This is a genomic window from Pseudomonas sp. B1(2018), from assembly GCF_003097365.1.
Taxonomy (GTDB): Bacteria; Pseudomonadota; Gammaproteobacteria; order Pseudomonadales; family Pseudomonadaceae; genus Aquipseudomonas; species Aquipseudomonas laurylsulfatiphila.
The window spans coordinates 14692-36303 of the sequence record NZ_PYUK01000011.1 but is presented as its reverse complement, the minus strand read 5'-3'; the positions used below and the strand labels follow the sequence as shown (position 1 = coordinate 36303).

17 protein-coding genes are annotated in these 21612 nt (G+C 63.4%); 16 read left to right on the top strand and 1 reads right to left on the bottom strand.

What is annotated here, in order from left to right:
• Positions 1-94 precede the first annotated feature (94 nt).
• Complete coding sequence (locus C9422_RS18095; RefSeq protein WP_256589978.1) at positions 95-1015, top strand: LysR family transcriptional regulator; 921 nt, start codon at positions 95-97, stop codon at positions 1013-1015.
• A 136-nt stretch (positions 1016-1151) separates the two neighbouring features.
• Here C9422_RS18095 and C9422_RS18085 read toward each other — a convergent pair whose 3' ends face one another.
• On the bottom strand, positions 1152-2066 hold the full coding sequence (locus C9422_RS18085) for a LysR family transcriptional regulator (protein ID WP_116581618.1): 915 nt from the start codon (positions 2064-2066) through the stop codon (positions 1152-1154).
• Positions 2067-2137: 71 nt separating this feature from the next.
• Between C9422_RS18085 and C9422_RS18080 the strand changes: the two genes are divergently transcribed.
• The 15 genes from C9422_RS18080 to C9422_RS18005 all read left to right on the top strand — a co-directional run bounded on the left by C9422_RS18080 (position 2138) and on the right by C9422_RS18005 (position 21592).
• Positions 2138-3202: an AraC family transcriptional regulator gene (locus tag C9422_RS18080; protein ID WP_116581617.1), complete on the top strand. Its 1065-nt coding sequence runs from the start codon at positions 2138-2140 to the stop codon at positions 3200-3202.
• A 629-nt stretch (positions 3203-3831) separates the two neighbouring features.
• Positions 3832-5772: an acyltransferase family protein gene (locus C9422_RS18070; protein WP_116581615.1), complete on the top strand. Its 1941-nt coding sequence runs from the start codon at positions 3832-3834 to the stop codon at positions 5770-5772.
• 482 nt (positions 5773-6254) lie between these two features.
• Entirely contained in the window at positions 6255-7607 is a 1353-nt protein-coding gene (locus C9422_RS18065; RefSeq protein WP_116581614.1) for a UDP-glucose/GDP-mannose dehydrogenase family protein, read from the top strand.
• The gene (locus C9422_RS18060) at positions 7604-8620 is read left to right on the top strand and encodes an NAD-dependent epimerase (RefSeq protein ID WP_116581613.1); all 1017 of its coding nucleotides are present in this window, start codon (positions 7604-7606) and stop codon (positions 8618-8620) included. The genes C9422_RS18065 and C9422_RS18060 overlap by 4 nt, the downstream gene beginning before the upstream one ends.
• Before the next feature lie 137 nt (positions 8621-8757).
• On the top strand, positions 8758-9504 hold the full coding sequence (locus tag C9422_RS18055; RefSeq protein ID WP_116581612.1) for a sugar transferase: 747 nt from the start codon (positions 8758-8760) through the stop codon (positions 9502-9504).
• Positions 9505-10152, top strand: a complete 648-nt coding sequence (locus C9422_RS18050) for a CpsD/CapB family tyrosine-protein kinase (RefSeq protein ID WP_007973826.1) — start codon at positions 9505-9507, stop codon at positions 10150-10152.
• A 22-nt stretch (positions 10153-10174) separates the two neighbouring features.
• A complete protein-coding gene (locus C9422_RS18045; protein WP_116581611.1) occupies positions 10175-11203 on the top strand; it encodes a polysaccharide biosynthesis/export family protein in 1029 nt (342 codons plus the stop codon).
• Between the two features lie 16 nt (positions 11204-11219).
• Complete coding sequence (locus tag C9422_RS18040; RefSeq protein ID WP_116581610.1) at positions 11220-12812, top strand: Wzz/FepE/Etk N-terminal domain-containing protein; 1593 nt, start codon at positions 11220-11222, stop codon at positions 12810-12812.
• Positions 12809-13903: a glycosyltransferase family 4 protein gene (locus C9422_RS18035; protein ID WP_116581760.1), complete on the top strand. Its 1095-nt coding sequence runs from the start codon at positions 12809-12811 to the stop codon at positions 13901-13903. The genes C9422_RS18040 and C9422_RS18035 overlap by 4 nt, the downstream gene beginning before the upstream one ends.
• On the top strand, positions 13900-15267 hold the full coding sequence (locus tag C9422_RS18030) for an O-antigen ligase (protein ID WP_116581609.1): 1368 nt from the start codon (positions 13900-13902) through the stop codon (positions 15265-15267). The genes C9422_RS18035 and C9422_RS18030 overlap by 4 nt, the downstream gene beginning before the upstream one ends.
• Entirely contained in the window at positions 15264-16232 is a 969-nt protein-coding gene (locus tag C9422_RS18025) for a glycosyltransferase family 2 protein (protein WP_116581608.1), read from the top strand. Before C9422_RS18030 ends, C9422_RS18025 begins: the two co-directional genes overlap by 4 nt.
• On the top strand, positions 16225-17361 hold the full coding sequence (locus C9422_RS18020; RefSeq protein ID WP_116581607.1) for a glycosyltransferase: 1137 nt from the start codon (positions 16225-16227) through the stop codon (positions 17359-17361). Before C9422_RS18025 ends, C9422_RS18020 begins: the two co-directional genes overlap by 8 nt.
• Before the next feature lie 12 nt (positions 17362-17373).
• On the top strand, positions 17374-18375 hold the full coding sequence (locus tag C9422_RS18015; protein WP_116581606.1) for a polysaccharide deacetylase family protein: 1002 nt from the start codon (positions 17374-17376) through the stop codon (positions 18373-18375).
• Positions 18372-19676 (top strand): lipopolysaccharide biosynthesis protein, encoded by a 1305-nt coding sequence (locus C9422_RS18010; RefSeq protein WP_007973813.1) that lies wholly within the window; start codon positions 18372-18374, stop codon positions 19674-19676. The genes C9422_RS18015 and C9422_RS18010 overlap by 4 nt, the downstream gene beginning before the upstream one ends.
• Positions 19673-21592, top strand: a complete 1920-nt coding sequence (locus C9422_RS18005) for a hypothetical protein (RefSeq protein WP_116581605.1) — start codon at positions 19673-19675, stop codon at positions 21590-21592. The genes C9422_RS18010 and C9422_RS18005 overlap by 4 nt, the downstream gene beginning before the upstream one ends.
• The last annotated feature ends 20 nt before the right edge of the window (positions 21593-21612 follow it).

Here is a 21612-nt window from a genome sequence, read left to right as displayed (position 1 = left end):
GGCAGGTTACGGCGAGAAGACAGGCGTGTACTTATGCCAGCCTCTGTGCTATCGATCCAATGCATTAAAAGTATCCACCAAATGCAGGAGACGCATGATGGATCTACGACAACTTCGCCACCTTGTCGCCCTGGCCGATTACCGCAATTTCGGGCGTGCGGCCGAGGCGATCAACCTCAGCCAGCCGGCCTTCAGCCGCAGCATCCAGACCCTGGAGCGCGACCTCGACTGCGCGCTGGTGGAGCGCAGCAGCCGCGAATTCCGCCTGACCGGCCAGGGTGAACTGGTGCTGCAACATGCCCGGCGCCTGCTCGCCGGCAGCCAGGCCCTGCACAACGAACTGACGCAATACAACGGCCTGACCGGTGGCGAGTTGCACTTCGGCTGTGGCCCGTATCCGGCACAGTTGCTGGTGCCCGAGGCGCTGGCGGAATTCATCCAGGCGCACCCGGCGATCCGTATCAGTTTTCACCAGGGCGACTGGGAACAACTGGCGGTCTGGCTTCGTGAACAGCAGATCGAATTCCTCGTGGCCGATGCGCGCTACTTCACCGGCGACCCGCAATACCAGGTACAGCTGTTGCGCCCCCGGCGCGGGCGGTTCTTTTGCCGTGTCGGTCATCCCCTGGCGCAACAGCAGGACCTGTCCCTGCGCGCCCTGCTCGACTACGCGGTGGTCGGCACGCGAATACCGCCGATGATCCGCAAGATCCTCGCCGACGCGCAGGGCGAGGCGGACTTCAACCCGAGCGTGGAATGCGCGCAGTTCGATGCCATCCGCCGCGTGGTGATGCGCTCCGACGCGGTGGGGATCGCGACCATGGAGGCCCTGGCCGAACTGGTCGACCAGGGTCTGATCCGCCTGCTGGAGTTTACCGACGTGCCCAAGGGCGACCCCGGCCTGCAATTGCACTACGGCATCGTCAGCCGCGCCGGCCATTCCCTGACACCGGCGGCGCTGGCGATGGTCGAGGCGGTGCTGACGGTTGACCGGCGTTTGTTGGCGTCGAACTAAGGCTTGCCTGCAACGCCGCAATCCTTGTGGGAGCGAGCTTGCTCGCGATAGCGGTGTGTCATTCAACAATGATGTCGGCTGACACGGCCCAATCGCGAGCAAGCTCGCTCCCACAGGGTTCGGCGTTGCCTTGATGTCACGCGCGCAGGGCGAACGACTGCAATGCCCGGGGCTCACCGAGGGCGCGCAGCAGGCAATGCATCGCCTCCTCGCGGCTGCGCTCGAAGCGATAGCGGGACTCGATGTACAGCGCCAGTTTCAACTCCACGGGTTCGTCCAGGGGCAGCGGCACGTGTTGCAGGCCCAGCACACTGGCGACCCGGCTTGGCAGGCTGATGCCCAACGGCTGGCGGTCGGCGATCAGCTTCGCGGCCAGGGTGCTCTGGGTGCTCATCGCGATATGGCGGCGCAGGCCTTTCAAGCCGAGCTGCAAATCCACCGGGCTGAGTCCGTCGCGGCGGCTCGACACCTGAATCTGCGGTTGCTCCAGGTATTCCTGCAGGGTGCGCGGCGGCGTCTTGAGCGCGGTGCCATAGGCGAACACGTAATGGTCGGCGGGCAATGCCTGCTTGTGCAGGCCGGCCAGCCCGGCCAGCGGCTGGTCGAGGTCGATCAGGATATCCAGCTTGCCGCTGGCCAGGTCCTGCAAGGCGTCACGGCGCCGGGGCTGGAAATAGCGCACCTGCCAATCGGCATGGGGCGATTCGAGCAAGGCATCGAGCAGCACCGGTTGCAGGCAATCCAGGCAACTGATGCGCAGCAGCGGATTGTTCTGCCGCGCGGCGGGGATCATGCGCAAGCCATCGCGCAATGACTCGAGCGCCGCACGCACGTAGTCGGCCAGACGATGGGCGACCAGTGTCGGCGTCACGCCCAGGCGACTTTTGATGAACAGCGGATCGCCGCACAACTCGCGCAGGCGGCGCAACGCATTGCTCATGGCCGGTTGCGACAGGCACATCACCTCGGCGGCACGGGTGACGCTGCGCTGCTGGTAAATCGCATCGAAGGCGAGCAACAGGTTCAAATCGAGCTGGCGTAAATCAAGCATGGTCTTGCTCCGGCAAATCGCTTAACGTCGGGCAGCCTAACCAGTGTTCCGGAACAAGCTGTGAGCCCTACATGACAAAAAGCGATCAGCCACTGCACGATCAAGCCATACCCAATGCGTTCTACGCGCCGACCCTGCTGCCGGCCATCGAAGAGCTGCTGGCACGCGGTGTGGACCGCGAACACATCGAAGGCCTGTTTCGTCGCAGCCTGTTCGAGTTGCGCACGCCCTTCATGCGCGTTCCGCTGTTCATGTCGCGGCGCTTCTGGGCGTTTGCCCTGGAACGGACCGGCGACCCGCTGATCGGCCTGGCGGCCGGCCGGCGTTTCGTTTCCACCGCCACCAATGGCCTCACGTACCTGTTCGACGTGGCCGAATCACTGGACAGTGCCTGCCAGTATTTCGTGCGCTTCTTTCCGTTTTTCAATGGGCACTTCCAGGCGCAGATCGTGCGTGGGGGCGACACCGTCGAACTGCGCCTGCTCGATCGCGGCAGCGTGAAAGCCGGCGCAGCCACCGCCGATTACATCCTCATCAGCCTGTGCAGCATGTTGCGGCGCAAGTTCCTCGCCAGCGGCCTGGAGCGCGATCCGGTGCTGGGCATCGGGCTGACCGGGCCCTGCACCGCCAACCCGCAGGAACACGAGCAAGCCTTCCGCGCCCCCGTGCAGTGGCAACAGGCACAACACTCGATCCGCCTCGATCCACAACTGTTCGTCATCCCGTTGACGCCGGGCAATCATGAACTGGAGCAGACACTGGTCGAACTGCTGGAACAGACCCGACGCAACAGCGAACCGACCTTGCTGGAGCAAGTCTGCGACCATGTGATCGTCGACCTCGCACAAGCCAACTGGCAGCAATGGTGCAATGCCCAGCATCTGCTCGAGCGCACCGCAGCCCGACGCTTGAAGGCGTTGGGCTGGAGTTTTTCCGAGTTGCTCGACGAGTACCGCCGCTTCCGGGCCGAAGATTTTTTGCAGGGGACAGACCTGGAGCTGGTGGAGATTTCCGATCGCCTGGGCTACAGCGATGTTCAAAGCTTCAACCGTGCCTGCCTGCGGTGGCTGGGGTGCGCGCCGGGCGCCTGGCGAGCCCGGCTCCTGCAAGGGACCGCGCCCGCGCTGAAACTGTAGGAGCCAGCTTGCTGGCGATGGACTCCAGTGCGCCGCGTTGATCCAGCTCACCCGCGTTATCGTTAACGACCATCGCTGCGATGCGGCGACCCGACAAGCCAGCTCCTACAGGGGACCGCGTTCATCCAGGTCACCCGCCTTATCGTTGACGACCATCGCTGGCAGGCCAGCTCCTACAGGGGACCCGCGTTCATCCAGGTCACCCGCGTTATCGTTGACGACCATCGCTGGCAGGCCAGCTCCTACAGGGGACCGCGTTGATCCAGCTCACCCGCGTTATCGTTAACGACCATCGCTGGCAAGCCAGCTCCTACAGGGGACCGCGTTCATCCAGGTCACCCGCGTTATCGTTGACGACCATCGCTAGCAGGCCAGCTCCTACAGGGGACCCGCGTTCATCCAGCTCACCCGCGTTATCGTTGACGACCATCGCTGGCAAGCCAGCTCCCACAAGGGACAGTGAAAGCCACAAAAAAACCAGGCTCGTGCGTCACGGGTGCCATCGGTTTTTTGCGTCCCCCCGGTTTCCAGCTACAAATGATGGGTGGGTTGAGTGTCCGCAATCCTGACAGCGATGGTCAGGGGGCGGACGTCGATGGATGGCTTCGGTTTTACGGATGGTCAGGCGCATGGCTCAAGGCAAGTATCGCTCCGACATAGATGGGCTGCGCGCTGTCGCGGTGATTGCCGTGCTGCTGCATCACCTCAAGGCCGGTCTGTTGCCCGGCGGCTATGTGGGCGTCGACATCTTCTTCGTCATCTCGGGATTCCTGATCACGTCCCAGGTGTTTTCCGAGGTCAAGCGCAATGCCTTCTCGCTCAAGGGGTTTTATCAGCGGCGCATCAACCGCATCGTGCCGGCGCTGGCGACGGTGCTGCTGGCGACCGTGATCGCCGGGGCCTTCATCCTGTCTCCGGTCGACCTGGTCCGGCTCAACGTCAGCGCCCTGCTCTCGCTGCTGGGTGTCTCGAATATCTACATCTGGGTCAAGTACGGTAACTACTTCGCCGCCGATGCCAGCGAAGCGCCTTTGCTGCACACCTGGTCGCTGGGTATCGAGGAGCAGTTCTATGTCATCTGGCCGCTGTTCATCGTGTTGCTGTATCGCCTGGCGCCGCGTTACGTGTTGCCCGTGCTGGCCATCGGCGTGGTGCTGGCGGTGGGGGTTTCCGAGTACGCGACGGGGGTCTTCGCCACGGCGGCCTACTACCTGCTGCCCACGCGTTTTTTCGAACTGATGCTGGGCGGGCTGTTGGCGATCTACCTCCATTCACCGCGCGTGATCGGCAAACGGGCGGCCCATGGCTATGCATTGGCGGGCTACCTGCTGATCGGTTTCTCGCTGTTTGCCTTGAACCCCAACTCCACCTTTCCCGGGATCAACGCCCTGGTTCCCTGCCTGGGCGCCGCCTTGCTGATCCTGGCCGGCAGCGGAGAACGCCATTCACGCTTGCTCACCAGCCGGCCCATGGTGTTTGTCGGCCTGATCTCCTACTCGCTGTATTTGTGGCACTGGCCGCTGATTGCCTTCCTGAACTACGTGGAAATCCCCATCGACCTGCCCGTGGGCGCGCTGCTGATTGCCGCCGCTGTCCTGCTGTCGTGGCTGTCCTGGCGGTACGTCGAAGTGCCGTTTCGCCGTACCGGGGCCGGCCTGCACTTTGCCCGGGTGTTCACCCGCCGGTTTGCCCTTCCGGCGTTGGGGCTGGCTGTGCTGGCGGGGCTGAGCCTGCAGTTCAACGGTTTTCCACAACGCTTCAACGCCGACGTTTCAGCGCTTGAAGCGATGACCCTGAACAAGCCTGCCGAGGTCCGCCGCGGCTGCCATGTGCCCAATGCGCTGTACAAGACCGAACCCAACGAGCACTGCCGGCTGGGCGCAACCAAGGATGAACTGGACGGCATCATGATCGGCGACTCGTTTGCCAATCACTTCACCGGCATGGTCGACATCCTGGCCAGGCCCAACAACATCATGCTCATGGACTACACCATGGACTCCTGCCCGCCGATCCTCGGCTACACCGCCGAAATGCCTCCGGTGTATGCGGCCCATTGTGCGAAACGCAACGAACGGGTGTTCAGCCTGATCGAGCAGAACAAGTATCGCTACGTGGTACTGGCGGCGATCTGGCCCAAGGATGCCCGGGCCAGGGACCTGGTCGAGGCGAGCCTGCGGCGGGTGGTGGAGAACAGCGGCCAGGTGATCGTCATCCTGAGCAACCAGCACATCGAAAAGGCCGCGAGTTGCCCGATTCGCCGGCTGATGTTCGACACCGGGCGCAACTGCTCGGTGGCCCAGAGCGCTCTGGCGCCCTATTGGGCGGACGTGCGGGCCAGGTTCCCGCAGATACGCTTCATCGACCCCAATCAGGTGATATGCCCGGCCGGCGTGTGCAGTCCGATCATCGAGGGTCAGTTGCTGTACCTGGACGACTCACACTTGAACGAAGTGGGCTCGCGGTTTATCGGCCACACCTTGCTCGATCGTGGCTTCTCCCTGCTGCACGACCCCAAGGCCAACCCGCAAACCGCCGACGCAAGGTCGGGTGCCAGCGTGGTCAATTGACCCCACCTCCCCCCGCTCACGGGCGCCCGGCAGAAGGTGCGCCCGGCTCATGAAACAGCCACTGACCCGCCCCCCCTCGACCTCTAGGATCGTTGAATTTGCCATGCCCCGACAGGCACGTGCCAATAGATTGTCGGTCGATTCTTGACGATAGCATATGGCCATGCACGCGTAAGAGTAGTCGGAATTTGGGGAAAAGCGTCAATAAACCGGTGACTCAAATCTGACACACTCAAGCTGCTACAGCCCTTGTATTTCGCGGCTTACGACCGTTTATCGCTTTCTTTGGACTCTCGCCAAACGCCCAAAATCGGGGGAAAACCCAACACTGGTGCGAGGTTGATGGCATTTGGCCCCCCGAGTTTGGGGGTGTCTTGCCCAATTAACATGCCGGATGGCTGACGCGGTTTTCCGAGGCTGGTCTATACCCCTTTTGACAGTTTTACTTCGCAACTCTCCACCGTCTTACGAGGCACGCCAATATGGACGTGAGCGTATTTGGTACGGGCTATGTTGGCCTGATACAAGCAGCGGCACTGGCCGATGTCGGGCATCGTGTCCTGTGTGTCGACATCGACCCGAACAAGATCCGGCAACTGCAACAGGCCGTGCCACCGATCAGCGAGCCAGGGCTTTCCGGCACCCTTGAAGAAAACATCAAGGCCGGTCGCCTGCTCTTCACCACCCAGGCCAGCGATGCAGTGGAGCATGCCGATCTGATCTTCATCGCCGTCGGTACGCCCGCCGACGAAGACGGTTCCGCCGACCTCAGCCATGTGCTGAACGTGGCCCGGCAGATTGCCTGTTTCATGGAGGCCGACCGCACCCTGATCATCAAGTCCACGGTGCCGGTCGGTACGGCGGACCAGGTCAGTGCCACCGCTGTCGAAGAGTTGCAGCGCCGCGGCAAAGGCTCGTTGAAGGTTCGGGTGGTGTCCAACCCGGAGTTTCTCAAGGAAGGCAGTGCCCTGGCCGATTGCATGCGTCCGGACCGGATCATCATCGGTACCGCTGACGATGAAGCCCGCAGCCAGATGAGCGACCTCTACGCGCCGTTCTGCCGTAACCGCGAAAAACTGATGTTCATGGACAATCGCAGTGCCGAGCTGACCAAGTACGCGGCGAACGCGATGCTGGCCACGCGCATCAGTTTCATGAACGAACTGGCCAACCTCACCGAGTTGCTGGGTGCCGATATCGAAGCGGTGCGCAAAGGCATCGGTTCGGACCCACGCATCGGTTACCACTTCATCTACCCCGGTTGCGGCTTCGGCGGTTCCTGCTTCCCCAAGGACCTGCGCGCCCTCCTGCACACCGCCGAGCAAAGCGGCATGCCCTTGCGTCTGCTGCGCAGCGTAACCGAGGTCAACGACCGCCAGCGCCATATTCTGTTCAGCAAACTCAAGGCGCAATTCCCCGGCGGACTGGCCGGCAAATCCATCGCCGTGTGGGGCCTGGCGTTCAAACCCAACACCGATGACATGCGCGAAGCCCCCAGCCGTTATCTCATGGAGGCACTCTGGGCCGAAGGCGCAAGCGTGCAGGCCTACGACCCGGAGGCCATGTCCGAGTGCCGGCGCCTCTACGGCTACCGTGACGACCTGCACCTGTGCGCCACCCGCGATGACACACTCGAAGACGCCGATGCCCTGGTGATCTGCACCGAGTGGAAGAACTTCCGCGTGGTCGACTTCGACCTGCTGGCGAGCAAACTGCGCTGCCGGGTGATCGTCGACGGGCGCAACCTCTACAACCCGGAGCAGGTGGCGGCTGCCGGCCTGCACTACAGCGGCATCGGCTTGCGCCATATCGTGCCCGAGGCCGTACGTCCATGAAGATTCTCGTCACCGGAGCGGCCGGCTTCATTGGTGCCCATTGCGTGCTGCGACTGTTGCGCGATGGCCACCAGGTGTTCGGCCTGGACAACTTCAACAGCTACTACGACCCGCAACTCAAGCACGATCGCGTGCGCTGGGTGCAGGAGCAGGCACGCCCTTTCCAGCTCGCAACGGTTGACCTGGCCGATACGCCGGCCATAGAGGCGCTGTTTGCCAGGGAGAAACCGGAGGTGGTGATCCACCTCGCCGCCCAGGCCGGTGTGCGCTACTCCCTGGAAAATCCCCGGGCCTACCTCGACAGCAACTTGAGCGGTTTCCTGAATATCCTCGAAAGTTGCCGCAAGCACCCGGTCAAACACTTGATCTACGCCTCGTCCAGCTCGGTGTATGGCGCCAACCAGCACACACCCTACTCGGTGCGCGACGGTGTCGATCATCCGCTCTCGCTGTATGCCGCGACCAAGAAGTCCAACGAGTTGATGGCCCACAGCTACAGCCACCTGTTCGGCATTCCCTGCACCGGGCTGCGCTTCTTCACGGTATACGGCCCCTGGGGACGGCCTGACATGTCGCCGATCCAGTTCGCCCGGGCCATTGCCGAAGAGCAGCCACTGAAGCTGTTCAACCACGGCGAACACCAGCGCGACTTCACCTACATCGACGACATCGTCGAGAGCATCACGCGCCTGATCGAGTGCCCACCGCACGCCAATGAGCAATGGGACCGCGAACACCCGGACCCGGCCACGAGCATGGCGCCCTGGCGGATTTTCAATATCGGCGGCCAGCACCCGGTAGCGCTCAAGGATTACCTGGCGCTGCTGGAAAAACACATGGGGCAAAAAGCCCGGGTCGAGCTACTGCCGCTGCAGCCCGGCGATGTCCTCAACACCTGCGCCGATGCCAGCGACCTGGCTCGCGCGACCGATTTCCAGCCGCGCATAGAGCTGGATGAGGGACTTGGGCAGTTTATTGCCTGGTTCCGCGCTTACTACCAACCCAATAATTAGAACTAACTAAGCAACTATATAATTAGCACTAACCAAGTAATTAACTGATTAACACTAATAAACTAATTAATTAGTGATTAACACTAACTAACTGCCTATCGCCCACGCCGCACGCGGCTGAACTTTGCGGAGGAATTATGACTGGTCATGAGAAAAGTGTGCCCCTGGACACCATGCGCAGAGACAAGCGCATGGACCCCGAGCACCGCATGCGCATGGACGCCGCCATTCACATGCAGGGACGTGGCTGGATTACCGGTCGCGACGGTGGCCGACCCTGGACCCTGTCGCGCACCAACCGCGTGTTGGCCAGCTGCGGTGCGCTGCTGATCCTGGTGCTGATTGCGCCGGTGCTGCTGGGCCTGGCGCTGGCCATCAAATGCACCAGCCCGGGGCCGGTGATGTTCGTGCAGAAACGCACCGGTTACCGCGGCCGCCTGTTCGGCATGTACAAGTTCCGCACCATGGTCATCAACGCCGAGGAGCTCAAGGAGTCCCTGCGGCACCTGAACAAGCACGGCGCCGACGCCATCGATTTCAAGATCGACAAGGACCCGCGCATCACCGGTATCGGCGCCTTTCTGCGGCGCACCAGTCTCGACGAGCTGCCGAACCTGTTCAACGTCGTGACCGGCGACATGCGTCTTGTCGGCCCCCGGCCCACTTCGTTCAACGCCTATCGCTACAAGGACAATCACCTCGTTCGCCTGAGCATCTACCCCGGCATGACCGGCCTGTGGCAGATCTCCGGGCGCAGCAATATCGACTTCGACCAGCGCGTCGAGCTGGATCTGCGTTACATCGCCCAACAGAGCCTGCTGCTTGATTTGAAGATTCTGTTGAAAACCCCTTTCAAAGTATTCAGCGGCCACGGAGCGAGTTAAATGGACGGTTCAACTGCTAAAAGCCTCAGCATTGCCAGCCCGAGCGAGTCCAACCTGACATCGACCGTGCTGGACCAGGACCTGCGGATCCTGTTCCTGACCGCCGCCAACCCCGGCGCGGGCACCACCACCAGCGCCCTGGCGCTGGCCAGCCAACTGGCGCAGATGAGCAGCGGCCTGGTGCTGCTGGTGGACGCCAGCCAGTCGGCGACCAACCTCACGCAACAGTTGGGGCTGACCAGGGAACGGGGGTTTCACGACTTGCTGTTCAACACCCAGAACCCGCCCTTGTTGCAGGACTGTGTGGTGAACGTGTCCAGCCTGCCGTTCCACGTACTACCGTTCGGCCGTCACTCCCGGGGCAACGAACACCTCACACCTGAACGCCTGGGCCCGCTGCTCGATCAACTTGGCAGTCAGTACCGCTTCGTGGTGATCGACGGCGATGCCGTGTATTCGGATTCCGACACCCTGGCCATCAGCACCCAGGCGGACGGCGTGGTCATGGTCGTGCGCTCTGAAGACACCCGCTGGGAAGTGGCCCAGGCCGCGGCCCAGCGCCTGAGCCAGGCCGGCGCGAAACTGGTCGGCAGCGTGTTCAACCGACGCAAGTACTACATGCCCAAGTGGCTGTACAAAAACCTGTGAGCAACCAGATAAGGATGACGCCATGAACGCCAAGATGCTTGTCCTGCTGTTGCTGCCGCTTGCAGGTTGCTCCAGCACCTCCTCCGACCAATCCCAAAGCATGCCGGTGCAAATTCTCACGGCCCCGCCGGCCAACGCCCAGGCCACCGACGTGCCCAAGGTCGAGCAGACCCTGCGGCCACAGGATGTCCTGGACGTGATTTTCCACATCAGCACCAGTGGTTCGGACGCCTATCGCGTGCAGTCCGGGGACATGATCTCGCTGAACTTCACCGCCGCCAGCCAGCTCAACGGCAACCAGTTGGTGCTGCCCGATGGCACCATCGAACTGCCAGGGGCCAACACCTCGGTGAAAATCGAGGGGCTGACCCGCGATCAGGCACGCGAAGCGATTCAGCGCGCCTACGACCGCAAACAGCTGTTCCAGCCCAACCGCAATCAACTGTCGGTGAACCTGGTGAGCCCGCTGACCAATGAACAGAACCTCAAGTCCGTGCTCAACCACCCCGGCACCGGCATGAGCCGGGAAATCACCGTAGGCACCGACGGCTACGCCAGTTTCCCGGAAATCGGCGCCGTGCCGCTGCAAGGCATGACCGTCAACCAACTGGAGGCCTTCCTCAATAAACGCTACGCCACCTTGCCGGGGCGCATGACCGTGGACGTGCTGCTCAAGTCCACCGCCGGCAACGAGATCTTTGTGCTGGGTGAAGTCGGCCAGCCGGGCTCCTACCCGATCCGCCGCCCGGTGTCGGTGCTTGAGGCCCTGACCATGGCACGCGGCTCCAACGTCAAGGCGCGCCTGGACTCGGTGATGATCATGCGACGCAACGGCAACCAGGTGGTCGCGCATCGTTATGACGTGGAGAAAGCCTTGTCCGGCGATGCCTCGCAGATCGCCTACCTGCAGGCCGACGACATGCTGTACGTGCCCAAGACGAAACTGGCCAGCGCCGGCGAACTCGCCCGGCAACTGGCGGACGTGGTGTTGTTCCAGGGCGTGGGCCTGAGCTTCAGCTATCGCATCGACAACAAAGACAGCAACAACTAACTCTCAGGTGACCGCCATGAATCCAAAGGAAAACTACCTGCATGAGTTCTTCAGGATCTTCTTCGCCAACAAGCAATTGGTGAAACGAGTGTTCCTGGTCTTTGCAGTGATCGCCGTGGTCTTGCCGCTGATGCTCAAGCAGAGTTTCGATATCACCGCCCAGGTGATCGTGCAGTCCAAGAAAATCTCCCAGGGGGATGCCACCAGCACCCTCAACCAGGAGAACGCGTCCTTCATTCCGCCGTCGCTGGCGGACATGGAGACCGAAAGCAATATCCTGCGTTCGCCGGCCTTGATCCGCCAGACCATCGGCCAGTTGCGCGAAAAGGGTGAGTACACACCGCCCGTGAGCGTCCTCAACAAAGTGTTGGTGCAGCCGTTCAAACGCTTTGTCAGCAATCCCGTTCGCGAGCAGGTGATCAACCCGCTTCGCAGCATGCTGGGGCTGCAGACCGATCCGGTGCGCGACACCGTGCTCGATGTGCTCACCCAGGAAGCGTCCGACGCCCTCAAGGTGGAAACCTTGCCGGGCTCCAACGTGATCTCGATCGTCTACAGCTTCCCTGACCCGGCCCAGGGCACCCGGTTCGTCGCCGCCCTGCTGCAGAACTACCTGGTCAGTCGCCAGGAAATGCAATCGATCGACCTGCCGCAGAGCTTCTACGAAACCAAGAAGTTGCAGTACCAGGTACGTCTCGATGGCCTGGAAGCCAATCGCCTGGGCTTGCTCGAAAGCATCGGCTCGTCCGATCCCAAGGAAGAAATCACCTTCCGCCTCAACGCGATCAACACCGAGGAGCAGGCGCTCAACCTGTATCAGGACCGGTTGCTGCAAAGCCAGCGCTGGCTCGATTACCTGAAAACCAACCTGGCCACTGCCAACAATGCGAGGTTCAACGACTACACCTTCCCCTACACCTTCACCACCACGGTCGACAACGTCGCTTTCGAAGACCGCGAGATCAAGCAACTGGGTGAGCAACTGACGACCTTGGTCAGCCGCTACATGAGCGACCTGGCGATCTTTCAACCCGGCAGCGAACCGATGCAGCTGGCGCGTGAGCAAATCACCCGCACCCGAGGGCAATTCCTGAAGATTGTCAGCAACCGGATCCAGGAGCGCACCAGCGACCTGGCGACGATCAGTTCGGTCATCGACCAGAAAACCGCGCGCATTGCCGAGTTCAAGAACCGCATCCACCAGTTGCAGGAAACCCAGAGCAAGCTGCGGCAGATGGACACCGAGATCGATGCGCTGCACGCGGCGTTCTCCACCTATGCCCAGCGCTTCGCCGAAAGCAGCACCGCGCGCGCGCTGGACAACGACCTGTCCAACGCCCGGGTGCTCAGCCCGCCGTTCGAACCGACTGAAGCGGCGTTCCCCAAACCGCTGTTGATCATTCCATTCGGGCTGTTCACCGGTCTGCTGCTGGCGATTGCCCTGGTCTACGTGCGTGAGTTCTTCGACCACCGCTTCAAGCACCCTGCGCAAATCACCCATGAACTGGGCTTGCCGGTGCTGCTGGTGCTCAACGACCAAAGTACCCTGCCGAACAATCCGCACAGGAACTGGAGCGTTCCGGCCCTCGTACATTGGGTGCGCAATTGAACGCGGCGCTCGGTTCCACCCGCGACCTGCCGATCATTCATTTGCTCAGCAGCGGCGGTTTCTATGGCGCCGAGCGGATGCTGCTGGACCATTGCCTGGCGACGCCGGGGCAGCACCAGGTGCTGTTTCTCGATGCGCCGCCAGAGCTGATCGCGCGCTTTCGCCAGGCCGGTGTCGATTGCCTGGGCTGCGCGGGGCTGGGCGCGTTGCTGGGGCATTTGCGCCAGCGTCGGGACTCGCGGCCACTGATCAATACGCACAACTTCAAGGGCCTGCTGTTCGGCTGGGTCGGCGCCACGCTGTTGCGCCTGCCCCTGGTGATCACCCAGCACGGTTTCACCCCGCGCAGCCGCAAGCAGAAGTTCTACACCTGGCTGAGCCTGCAACTGTGCCGCACGGCTTCGGTCGACCGGGTGGTGTGTGTCGCCGAAAGCATTGCGGCGCTGCATCGCCAGGCCAACGTGCGCACGGACAAGTTGCAGGTGATCCCCAACGGCCTGCCGGCGGCCAAGGACCTGCTGCCGCACAGCGGCGCACGTCAACGCTGGCTGGCCGGTTACGTCGGGCGCCTGAGCAGTGAAAAAGGCCCGGACCTGTTTCTCGATGCGCTGATCCCGTTGTGTCAGCAGTATCCGCAACTGGATGCAGTGATGCTCGGCGACGGGCCGGAGCGGGAAAGCCTGCAGGCGCGCATCGACGAGGCCGGCATGCAGGCACGCATCACGTTGCCGGGCTACCAGACCGACATGCGCGTCTGGTGGCGGCAACTCGATGCGCTGGTGATCAGCTCGCGCACCGAAGGCACGCCGATGATTCTGCTCGAAGCGATGCAGACCGGCGTGCCGGTGGTGGCCTTTGGCGTCGGCGGGATTCCCGATGTCCTGCAGGACCGCCACAACGGCCTGCTCGCCGCGCCTACCGACAGCGCCGCCCTCGCCCGCCAGATCGGCACGCTGGTGCGGGACCCGGCACTGGCCGGCGAGTTGATCGACAACGCAAAACGTACGCAACGGGATCGCTACGACCTCAAGGCCCTGGCCGAACGCTGGTCGCAGCTTTACATCCGCACTGCACGGGAGGCACGCGCGTGATTTTTCCGCTCTCGATCGTCAGTTTGCTAGGCCTGGTCTGCCTCGGTCTGCTGGCCAGCCCTTATCCGTATCTGGCGCCGGGCGCGGTGCTGGGCCTGGTGGGTGTCGCGGTGCTGTACCGCAAGCCGACCTGGGGCCTGCTGGGCATTGTCGCCATCCTGCCGTTCGAGGGGCTGTTCAAGGACAACGCGTTATCGGGCTCCAAATTCCTCGGGGCCTCGCTGGCGCTGGTCCTGATGCTGCAACTGGCGATTCGGCAACTGCCGGCCGATCGCCTGCGCAGCAATATCTGGCACTTGCTGGTCGGTTTCATGCTGCTGTACCTGCTCAGTCTGTTGAACACCGACGACATGGGCATCTCCCTGGGCCATCTGCGCGAATTGAGCGTCGGCCTGATTCTGTTTGTCATCACCCTGCTGGTCGGGCGTGAGTTGAACCTCGACATGTTCGCCCGGCTGGTCGCCATCAGTGTCGCGGTGACCTGCGCCATGGCCATGTTCTCCACCAAATACCAGGACGCCGGCCGTGCGTCCGGCTTGCTCAAGGACCCGAACAACTTCGCCCTGATGATCGCCTTCGCCGTGCCCATGGCACTGTTGCTGGTGGTGCGCAGCCCGAACCTGTTGCAGCGGTTGTTCTGGGGGGGCTGCACCCTCCTGTTGCTGGGCGGCATGACCAAGACCGATTCCCGTTCGGGGCTGGTGGTGTTGTTCCTCAGCCTGTTGATCGGTGCGTGGCATTACCGTGCGCAATTGCCACGCATTCGCCCGCGCCACCTGGGCTTTGCCATGCTCGGCCTGGCGGTTGTGATTCCGCTGGGGTTGTATGCGATGCCGGCCGGTTACGTGGCGCGTATCCAGTCGCTGAGCATCCTCAGTTCCGGGGCCAAGAGCCAGGACCCGTCCCTGGGCCGTCGCGCCTCCTACATTGTGGTCGGCAGCGCGATGATCGCCGAGAACCCCTTGCTCGGCACCGGCCCCGGCACCTTCCCGCTGCATTACGCCACCACCGGTTACGCCAAGGCCTTTTCCATCAAGGGCGAGACGCAAGACCTTTACCGGCGCGCCCACAACACCTACCTGGAAATCTTCAGTGAACTGGGGATTCCCGCCGGCCTGATGTTCGTCGGCATGCTCGCCCTGGGCTTGTACAACCTGATTCGCGCCCGCCGGGCCTGGCTGTTGCGCGGGGACGCAGCGCGAGCCGATGTGATGACCCACCTGAGCATGAGTTTTCTGTCGTTGACCTTGTTCCTGATGTTCCTCAGCGCGCCGAACCACAAGTACCTGTGGATCATGCTCGCGTTGACCAGCGTGCTGCGCACCAAAGCCGAAGAAGCCCCGTTGACGGAGGTCAGGGCATGAACCGCATCAGTATCGTCATCCCGATGTACAACGAAGCCCGGCACATCGCCCGGACCCTGTTCGCGGCACAACATGCCGCCGATGCGGCCAGTGTGGAATGCGAGTTGATCGTGGTCGACAACGGCTCCGACGACCAGGGCCCGCACATCGCCCGGCAGTTCGGCGCCCAGGTGCTGGTCCTGCCCGGCCTGCTCATCGGCGCATTGCGCAATCGCGGCGCGGCGATCGCCCGGGGTGAATGGCTGGCCTTCATTGATGCCGACATCGAGATGCCGGAAAACTGGTTCGAGCTGCTGTTCGACCTCGAATCCGCCGGCCAGGCCGATGTCATGGGGCTTGACCTGCACACCCCGGCCGAAGCGCCGTGGTACGCCGATGCCTGGCAACGCCGCACCTTGCGCCCCGATACGCAGCCGGTGCATGTCGTGCAATGGCTGCCCAGTTCCAACCTGCTGATGCGCCGTCGCTGGTTCGACAAGGTTGGCGGTTTCAATGAACAACTGCGCACCGGCGAGGACAAGGAACTGACCATGCGCCTGGCCGATGCGGGCGCCAAGCTGCGCTCGGTGAACCGGAGCGTGGCGCTGCACTGGGGCTACGAAGGCAGTTGGCGCGAATGGATGGGCAAGGAGCTGTGGCGCCAGGGCAGTCATCTGCAACTGCTGCGCACCCATGGCCCGAGCCTGCGCCTGCTGCGTTTTCCGCTGCTGTCGATGGCCGCCTGGGGGATCGACTTCCTGGCCATCTCCGCCCTGCTCGACGGCTTCCCCCACCATGCGCTGCTGATGCTGTTGCTGACCGTCCTGCCCGCCCTGGGCCTGAGCCTGCGCCAGAGTGCCAAACACCACGACATGCGCCTGACCCTGCAACTCTGGGGCCTGCACTGGGTGCGCCTGCACCTGGCGGGCGCCGGATTCATCCTCAGCCTTTGTCATTGGAATGCCAGGAGGCCCGCCCGTGGCTGAATTCATTTTCTGGTTGTGCCTGTTGCTACCGGTCTACGCCTACCTCGGCTATCCCCTGTTGCTGACGTTGCTGGCACCCTTTTATCGGGCACCGCGTCATGGACCGGCGCAACCGATGGACGTGAGCATCGTGATTGCCGCACACAACGAGGCGCGGCATATCGAGGAAAAACTGCGCACCGTGCTGGCCCAGGATTACCAGGCCCGCTCGCTGCACATCATCCTCGCCAGTGACGGTTCGACCGACGACACCGTGGCCTGCGCCCGCAGGGTCGATGATCCGCGCATCAGCGTGCTCGACCTGCCCCGCCAGGGCAAGGCGGCGACGCTCAATGCCGGGGTCGCGATCAGCAGCGGCGAGATCCTGGTGTTCACCGACGCCGACAACCAATGGTCCAGCGACACCCTCGGCCATCTGCTCGCACCGCTCGACGACCCGCAGGTCGGTGGCTGCGCCGGGCACATGGTGATCCCGGTGACCGGCAAGGGCCTGAGCATTGGCGACAGCCTGTATCGGCATTACGAAGGCTGGCTGCGCTACGTGGAAAATCGCACCGGTTGCATGGTCTCCGCCGACGGCGCCTTGCTTGCCCTGCGCCGCGAGTTGTTCCAGAACGTGCCGGCGGAGGTCAACGACGACTTCTTTATCAGCACCTGCGCCCCGGCGGCCTTCAAAAAGATTGTCTACGTGCCCCAGGCCCAGGTGATCGACCAGGGCGTGGACGAAGCCGACAAGCAGTTCCGCCGCCGTCAGCGGGTCACGGTCGGTGGCCTGCAAAGCCTGGCCCAGCGCCGCGCGCTGCTCAATCCGCTGACCCACGGCCTGTATGCGATTGCCCTGATCAGCCACAAGCTGATCCGGCGACTGGCGCCGATCCTGTTGCTGCCGTTGCTGCTGAGCAATTTCTGGCTGTGGGAAGACCACGGCTTCTATCGCCTGAGCCTGATCGCGCAACTGCTTGGCTACACGGTGGCCATTGCCGGCCTGCTGGATTCGCAACACCGCTTGCCCAAACCCTTTCGCCTCGCCGCGTTCCTTCTGGTGACCCTTGCCGGTATGAGCATTGGCCTGTGGCAGTTCCTGCGCGGTCAGCGTTACGCCCAATGGAACCCCGAGCAAAATCGATAAGAGGCGCGTGCCATGGCGATCAAGCAATTGTTAAAACGCACCAGTGGCTGGCTGTACCTCAATTCCCCGGTCGGGCGTAATCAACTGCACGGCGCCGGGGTGATCCTGATGCTGCACCGGGTGCTGGCCAGCGACCGGGCCGCCGCATTGCCCCATCGCAATGAACTGTGCGTCGGGCCAAAGGCCTTTGAACACCTGCTGCTGTGGTTGAAGAAACACTTCGACTGCGTGCCGCTGATGGACATCCTGCAACCCGGCACGCCACGCTCGGAACGGCCGAAAGTGACCCTGACCTTCGACGACGGCTGGCGCGACAACGCGATGAATGCCTTCCCGTTGCTGCGGGAATACCAGGTGCCGGCGAGCATTTTCCTGTCCACCGATTTCATCGGCAGCCGCCAGCGGTTCTGGTGGGAAAGCATCGGCGAAACCTTGTGGAACAGCCATGGCGAACAGGCACGCCGGCACCTGATCGAACGCTTGCAGCTCGCGGGGCGTCCGCTGCCGACACTGTGCGATGACCCGGACGAGCAGCGCCGCAGCCTGGCGTTGCTGAGTTTCCTGCAGAGCCTCAAGACCCTGGCGCCGCCGGACCTCCATCGCCTGACCGACGACTGCCCGCAGGAGTCGTTGCCCCAGGCGCTGGACTGGCAGCAGGTGCGTACGCTCGAAGCGTCCGGCCTGGTGCGCTTCGGCCCCCACGGTGCCAGCCACGCGATCCTCACCGGTCTCGACGATCAACGCCTGGACGAAGAGCTGAGCCGCAGTCGCGACGCGCTGCTGCACGGTTGCAACCGGCCGCTGCCGGTCTATTGCTACCCCAATGGCGACAACGATGCACGGGTGCGCCAACAGGTGGCCAGGCAAGGCTTCCCGTTTGCCCTGGGCACCGGCACCGGCCTTTTTCGCGGGGCCGAAGATCCGCTGGCCCTGCCGCGCTTCGGCGTCAGCCAGCGTACCGCACGCAATCCCGAGCTGCTGTCCTGGCGCATCTACCGTGGGGCACGTCCATGAGTCGCAGCCACTACCTCAAGCATCTGGCCCTGAGCATGGGCACCAAACTGGCGATGATCGCCTTGCGCCTGCTGCGCAACGTGCTGCTGGCGCGGATTCTCGGCCCCAGCGAGCGCGGCCTGTTTGCCTTGCTCAGCACCCTGCCCGACCTGATCAGCGCGGCCACCAGCGGCGGCTTGAACTCCGCGGTGGGTTATCAGGCGGCCAAGCAACGACCGATGGGCTTGCTGCTCAGCCAGGTGCTGGTGTTCGGTTGCCTGCTGGCGGCGTTGCTGACCCTGCTGGTGGTGGCGCTGACCCGCGAGTTCGGCAGTGAGCTGGACATCACCACGCAATTGGGCCTGCTCGCCTGGCTGTTGCTGCTGGCGGTGCCGCTGACGGTGCTCAAAAGCGGTTTGCTGACCTTGCACAACGCCTCGGGCGGCGTGGTCGCCTTCAATGCCTTGCGCCTGATCGAATCGCTGGCGCCGCTGTTGCTGTTCCTCGCCTTGTTCTGGATGTGGCAAAGCGCGGCGCTGGAAGCGGCGCTGATCAGTTGGCTGGCGGGCATCAGCCTGGTGGTGCTGGTCGGTTGGGTGTGGCTCAAGCGCAACCAGCCGCTGACCCTGCAATGGGACCGCGCCAGCCAGAACGAACTGCTGCGCTACAGCGCCCGCAGCCATCCGGACCTGCTGTTCCAGCAAGTGATCCTGCGCTCCGACTACCTGTTCATCGGTGCCCTGCTCGGCAGCACCGCGCTGGGTCACTACGCCATGGCCAGCGCCGCCGCCGAGTTGTTGCTGATCGTCCCGGAAGCGGTGACCACGCCGCTGATGAAACGCCTGCTGCAACAGGAAGAAGGCATCGACAAAGTCACGCCGCTGGCCTTGCGCCTGACAGCCACGGTGATGCTCGGCGCCTGCCTGAGCATGGCGCTGATCGGTGAATGGCTGATCGTCACGCTGTTCGGCGTGGCCTACCAACCGGCCTATCCGGCATTGCTCGCCCTGCTGCCGGGCCTGCTCGGGCTGTGCTACGCGAGCATCCTGCGCCTGGACTTGCTGGGCAAGAATCGCCCGGGTTCGATTTCGTTGTTGATGGGCCTCGGTGCCCTGCTCAACCTGGCGCTGAACCTGGTGCTGATCCCGGCCTATGGCATCGTCGGTGCGGCGGCGGCCTCGTCCATCGCCTACCTGGCAGTGACGGTCGCCCTGTTGGTGATGTATTGCCGCCTGAGCCAGGTGCCGCTCTGGCAAACCCTGATCATCCTGCCCAGCGATATCGCGCCGATGCTGCTGGTGCTGCAACGGAAGTCGGCATGAAGTATTTCGCGCTGCTGGTGAGCCTTGGCCTGAGCGTCGACGTCTATGCCGGGCCGATGCGCTGGGCCGATATCCGCGACGGCAGCCTGTACCTGCAAACGGATCGCCCCGACACCCTGAACGTGCAATGGGTGCCGGCGTGGCAGGCCGGGGCCAACGAAGAACATCTGTATCTGCTCGATGGCCAGGGCCGGCTTGCGGGCGAACGGGCGATTGCCGCCGCCGAGACCCAGGGCAGCCAGCGCTGGCCACTGACACCGGGTGCCAGCAGTTATCGCCTGGAGATTCCGGGCTACAGTTTCCGCCGCTACCGCGTGGAACACGATGAGCGCACGGTGGCGCTGTTCGCACCGGCCAAGGTGCATTTCAGCGCGGAAACCCGTGATGGCGACGAGCTGTATTTCAAGGTCGCGGCCGGGGAGCACGCCGTCCTCGCCGGTAAATTCCACGATGGCGTCCAAGCCCTGCAAGCCCAGCGCGTGGGCGACGGCAAGCAACTGACGTTGCCCCTCAAGCCCTACCGCGCCTATTGGCAATTCGACCAGGCCGAGCTGCCGGTCGCCGACAGCGATCAGGTTTGGCGCCTGCGCCTGCAAGGCAGTGGCAAGGCGGCATTCTGGCTCGATGGCACGGCCAATCTGTTCGCGCAGAATCCGCAACAGCTCAAGCCGCTGCGCGAGGACGATGGCCGGACCCGGTTGACCCTGCACAAGGACCTGCTCGGCACCACCCCGGACCTGGGCATCGCCCTGCCCTACGTGATGCCGCCACCCGCCAGCTTTGCCGTGCTCGATGCGCTCAAACCGCAGGCGGCGACCTACTACAGCCTCGTCGACATCATGGCCACGCGGCCGCACTACGAAGACGCGTTCCGTCGCCTGTACCAGGAGCGGTTCGGCATCACGAAGGACATCACCCTGTTGGCCGGCAGCCAGCGCCAGGCTGAACTGCGCGCCGACAGCACCAGCCATGGCGGCCTCGAGGCCTGGCTGGCCGCGACCCGTGCCTTGGGCGGCAAGGGCACGCACTACATCGGTTTTGCCGACGAGCCGAACCTCAATTACCCGGACTACGCCAGTTTCCAGACCCAGTTCGACAGCATGGCCCGGCAGGTACGCGACAACCCCGACAATGCCAGGGCCGGTGTGCGCATCGCCATACCGGCCAGCTCGCGTTTTATCAACGGGCCGCTGTCTGAACACGCCGGCGAGCGGCGCGGCATCGATTGGGCCCGGCGCCTGCTCAAAGACAACGGCGAGCAGGTTGACGCCCTGGCCTGGCACGAATGGATGATCCGCGACCTGCTCGCGACCCGTGTCTACCGCGACAGCGTGCGCCGTGCCGCCGAACTGGTGGGGCTCGACGCTCAGGGGCGGCCGCGCAAGGCCTTGTTGCTCGACCAGACCAACATGTCCAGCGGTGCCAGCCTCAGCCCTTACGATCAGGAAACCCACTACGCCTCGCTGTGGTGGGCCTCGGTGGTGATCAACGCGTCTCAGGACGGCCTGCTCGACATGCTCGGCTGGTTCCAGGCCGCGGACGAGCCCGAGTACCCCAAGGGCATGCTGCGGGTGCTCGGCGATGATCGTTTCGAACTCAAACCCGTCGGCCTGGCCCAGCAGTTCATCCGGCAACACTGGCTGAGCCAGGTGGTGCGCCTGGACAACGATGCCTTCGAAGTCGATGCGCTGGCCATGGCCGACGACCTCAAGCGCACGCTGCTGGGGGTGAACAAGGGCACGCGTTTGCAGCGTGTCGACCTCAGCGGTGTGGCCTGCCCGCTGGGCAAGGGCGCCCTGCGTTACTTCGGTGCCGACAATCGCAGTCGCGACGCGCCCTTCAACTGCCGGGACGGTCGCGTGAGCTTCGAGCTGCCCGGGCAAACCCTGTTCGCCCTCAGCTGGATTGCCTCATGACCGCCCCGCTTGTGCTTGGC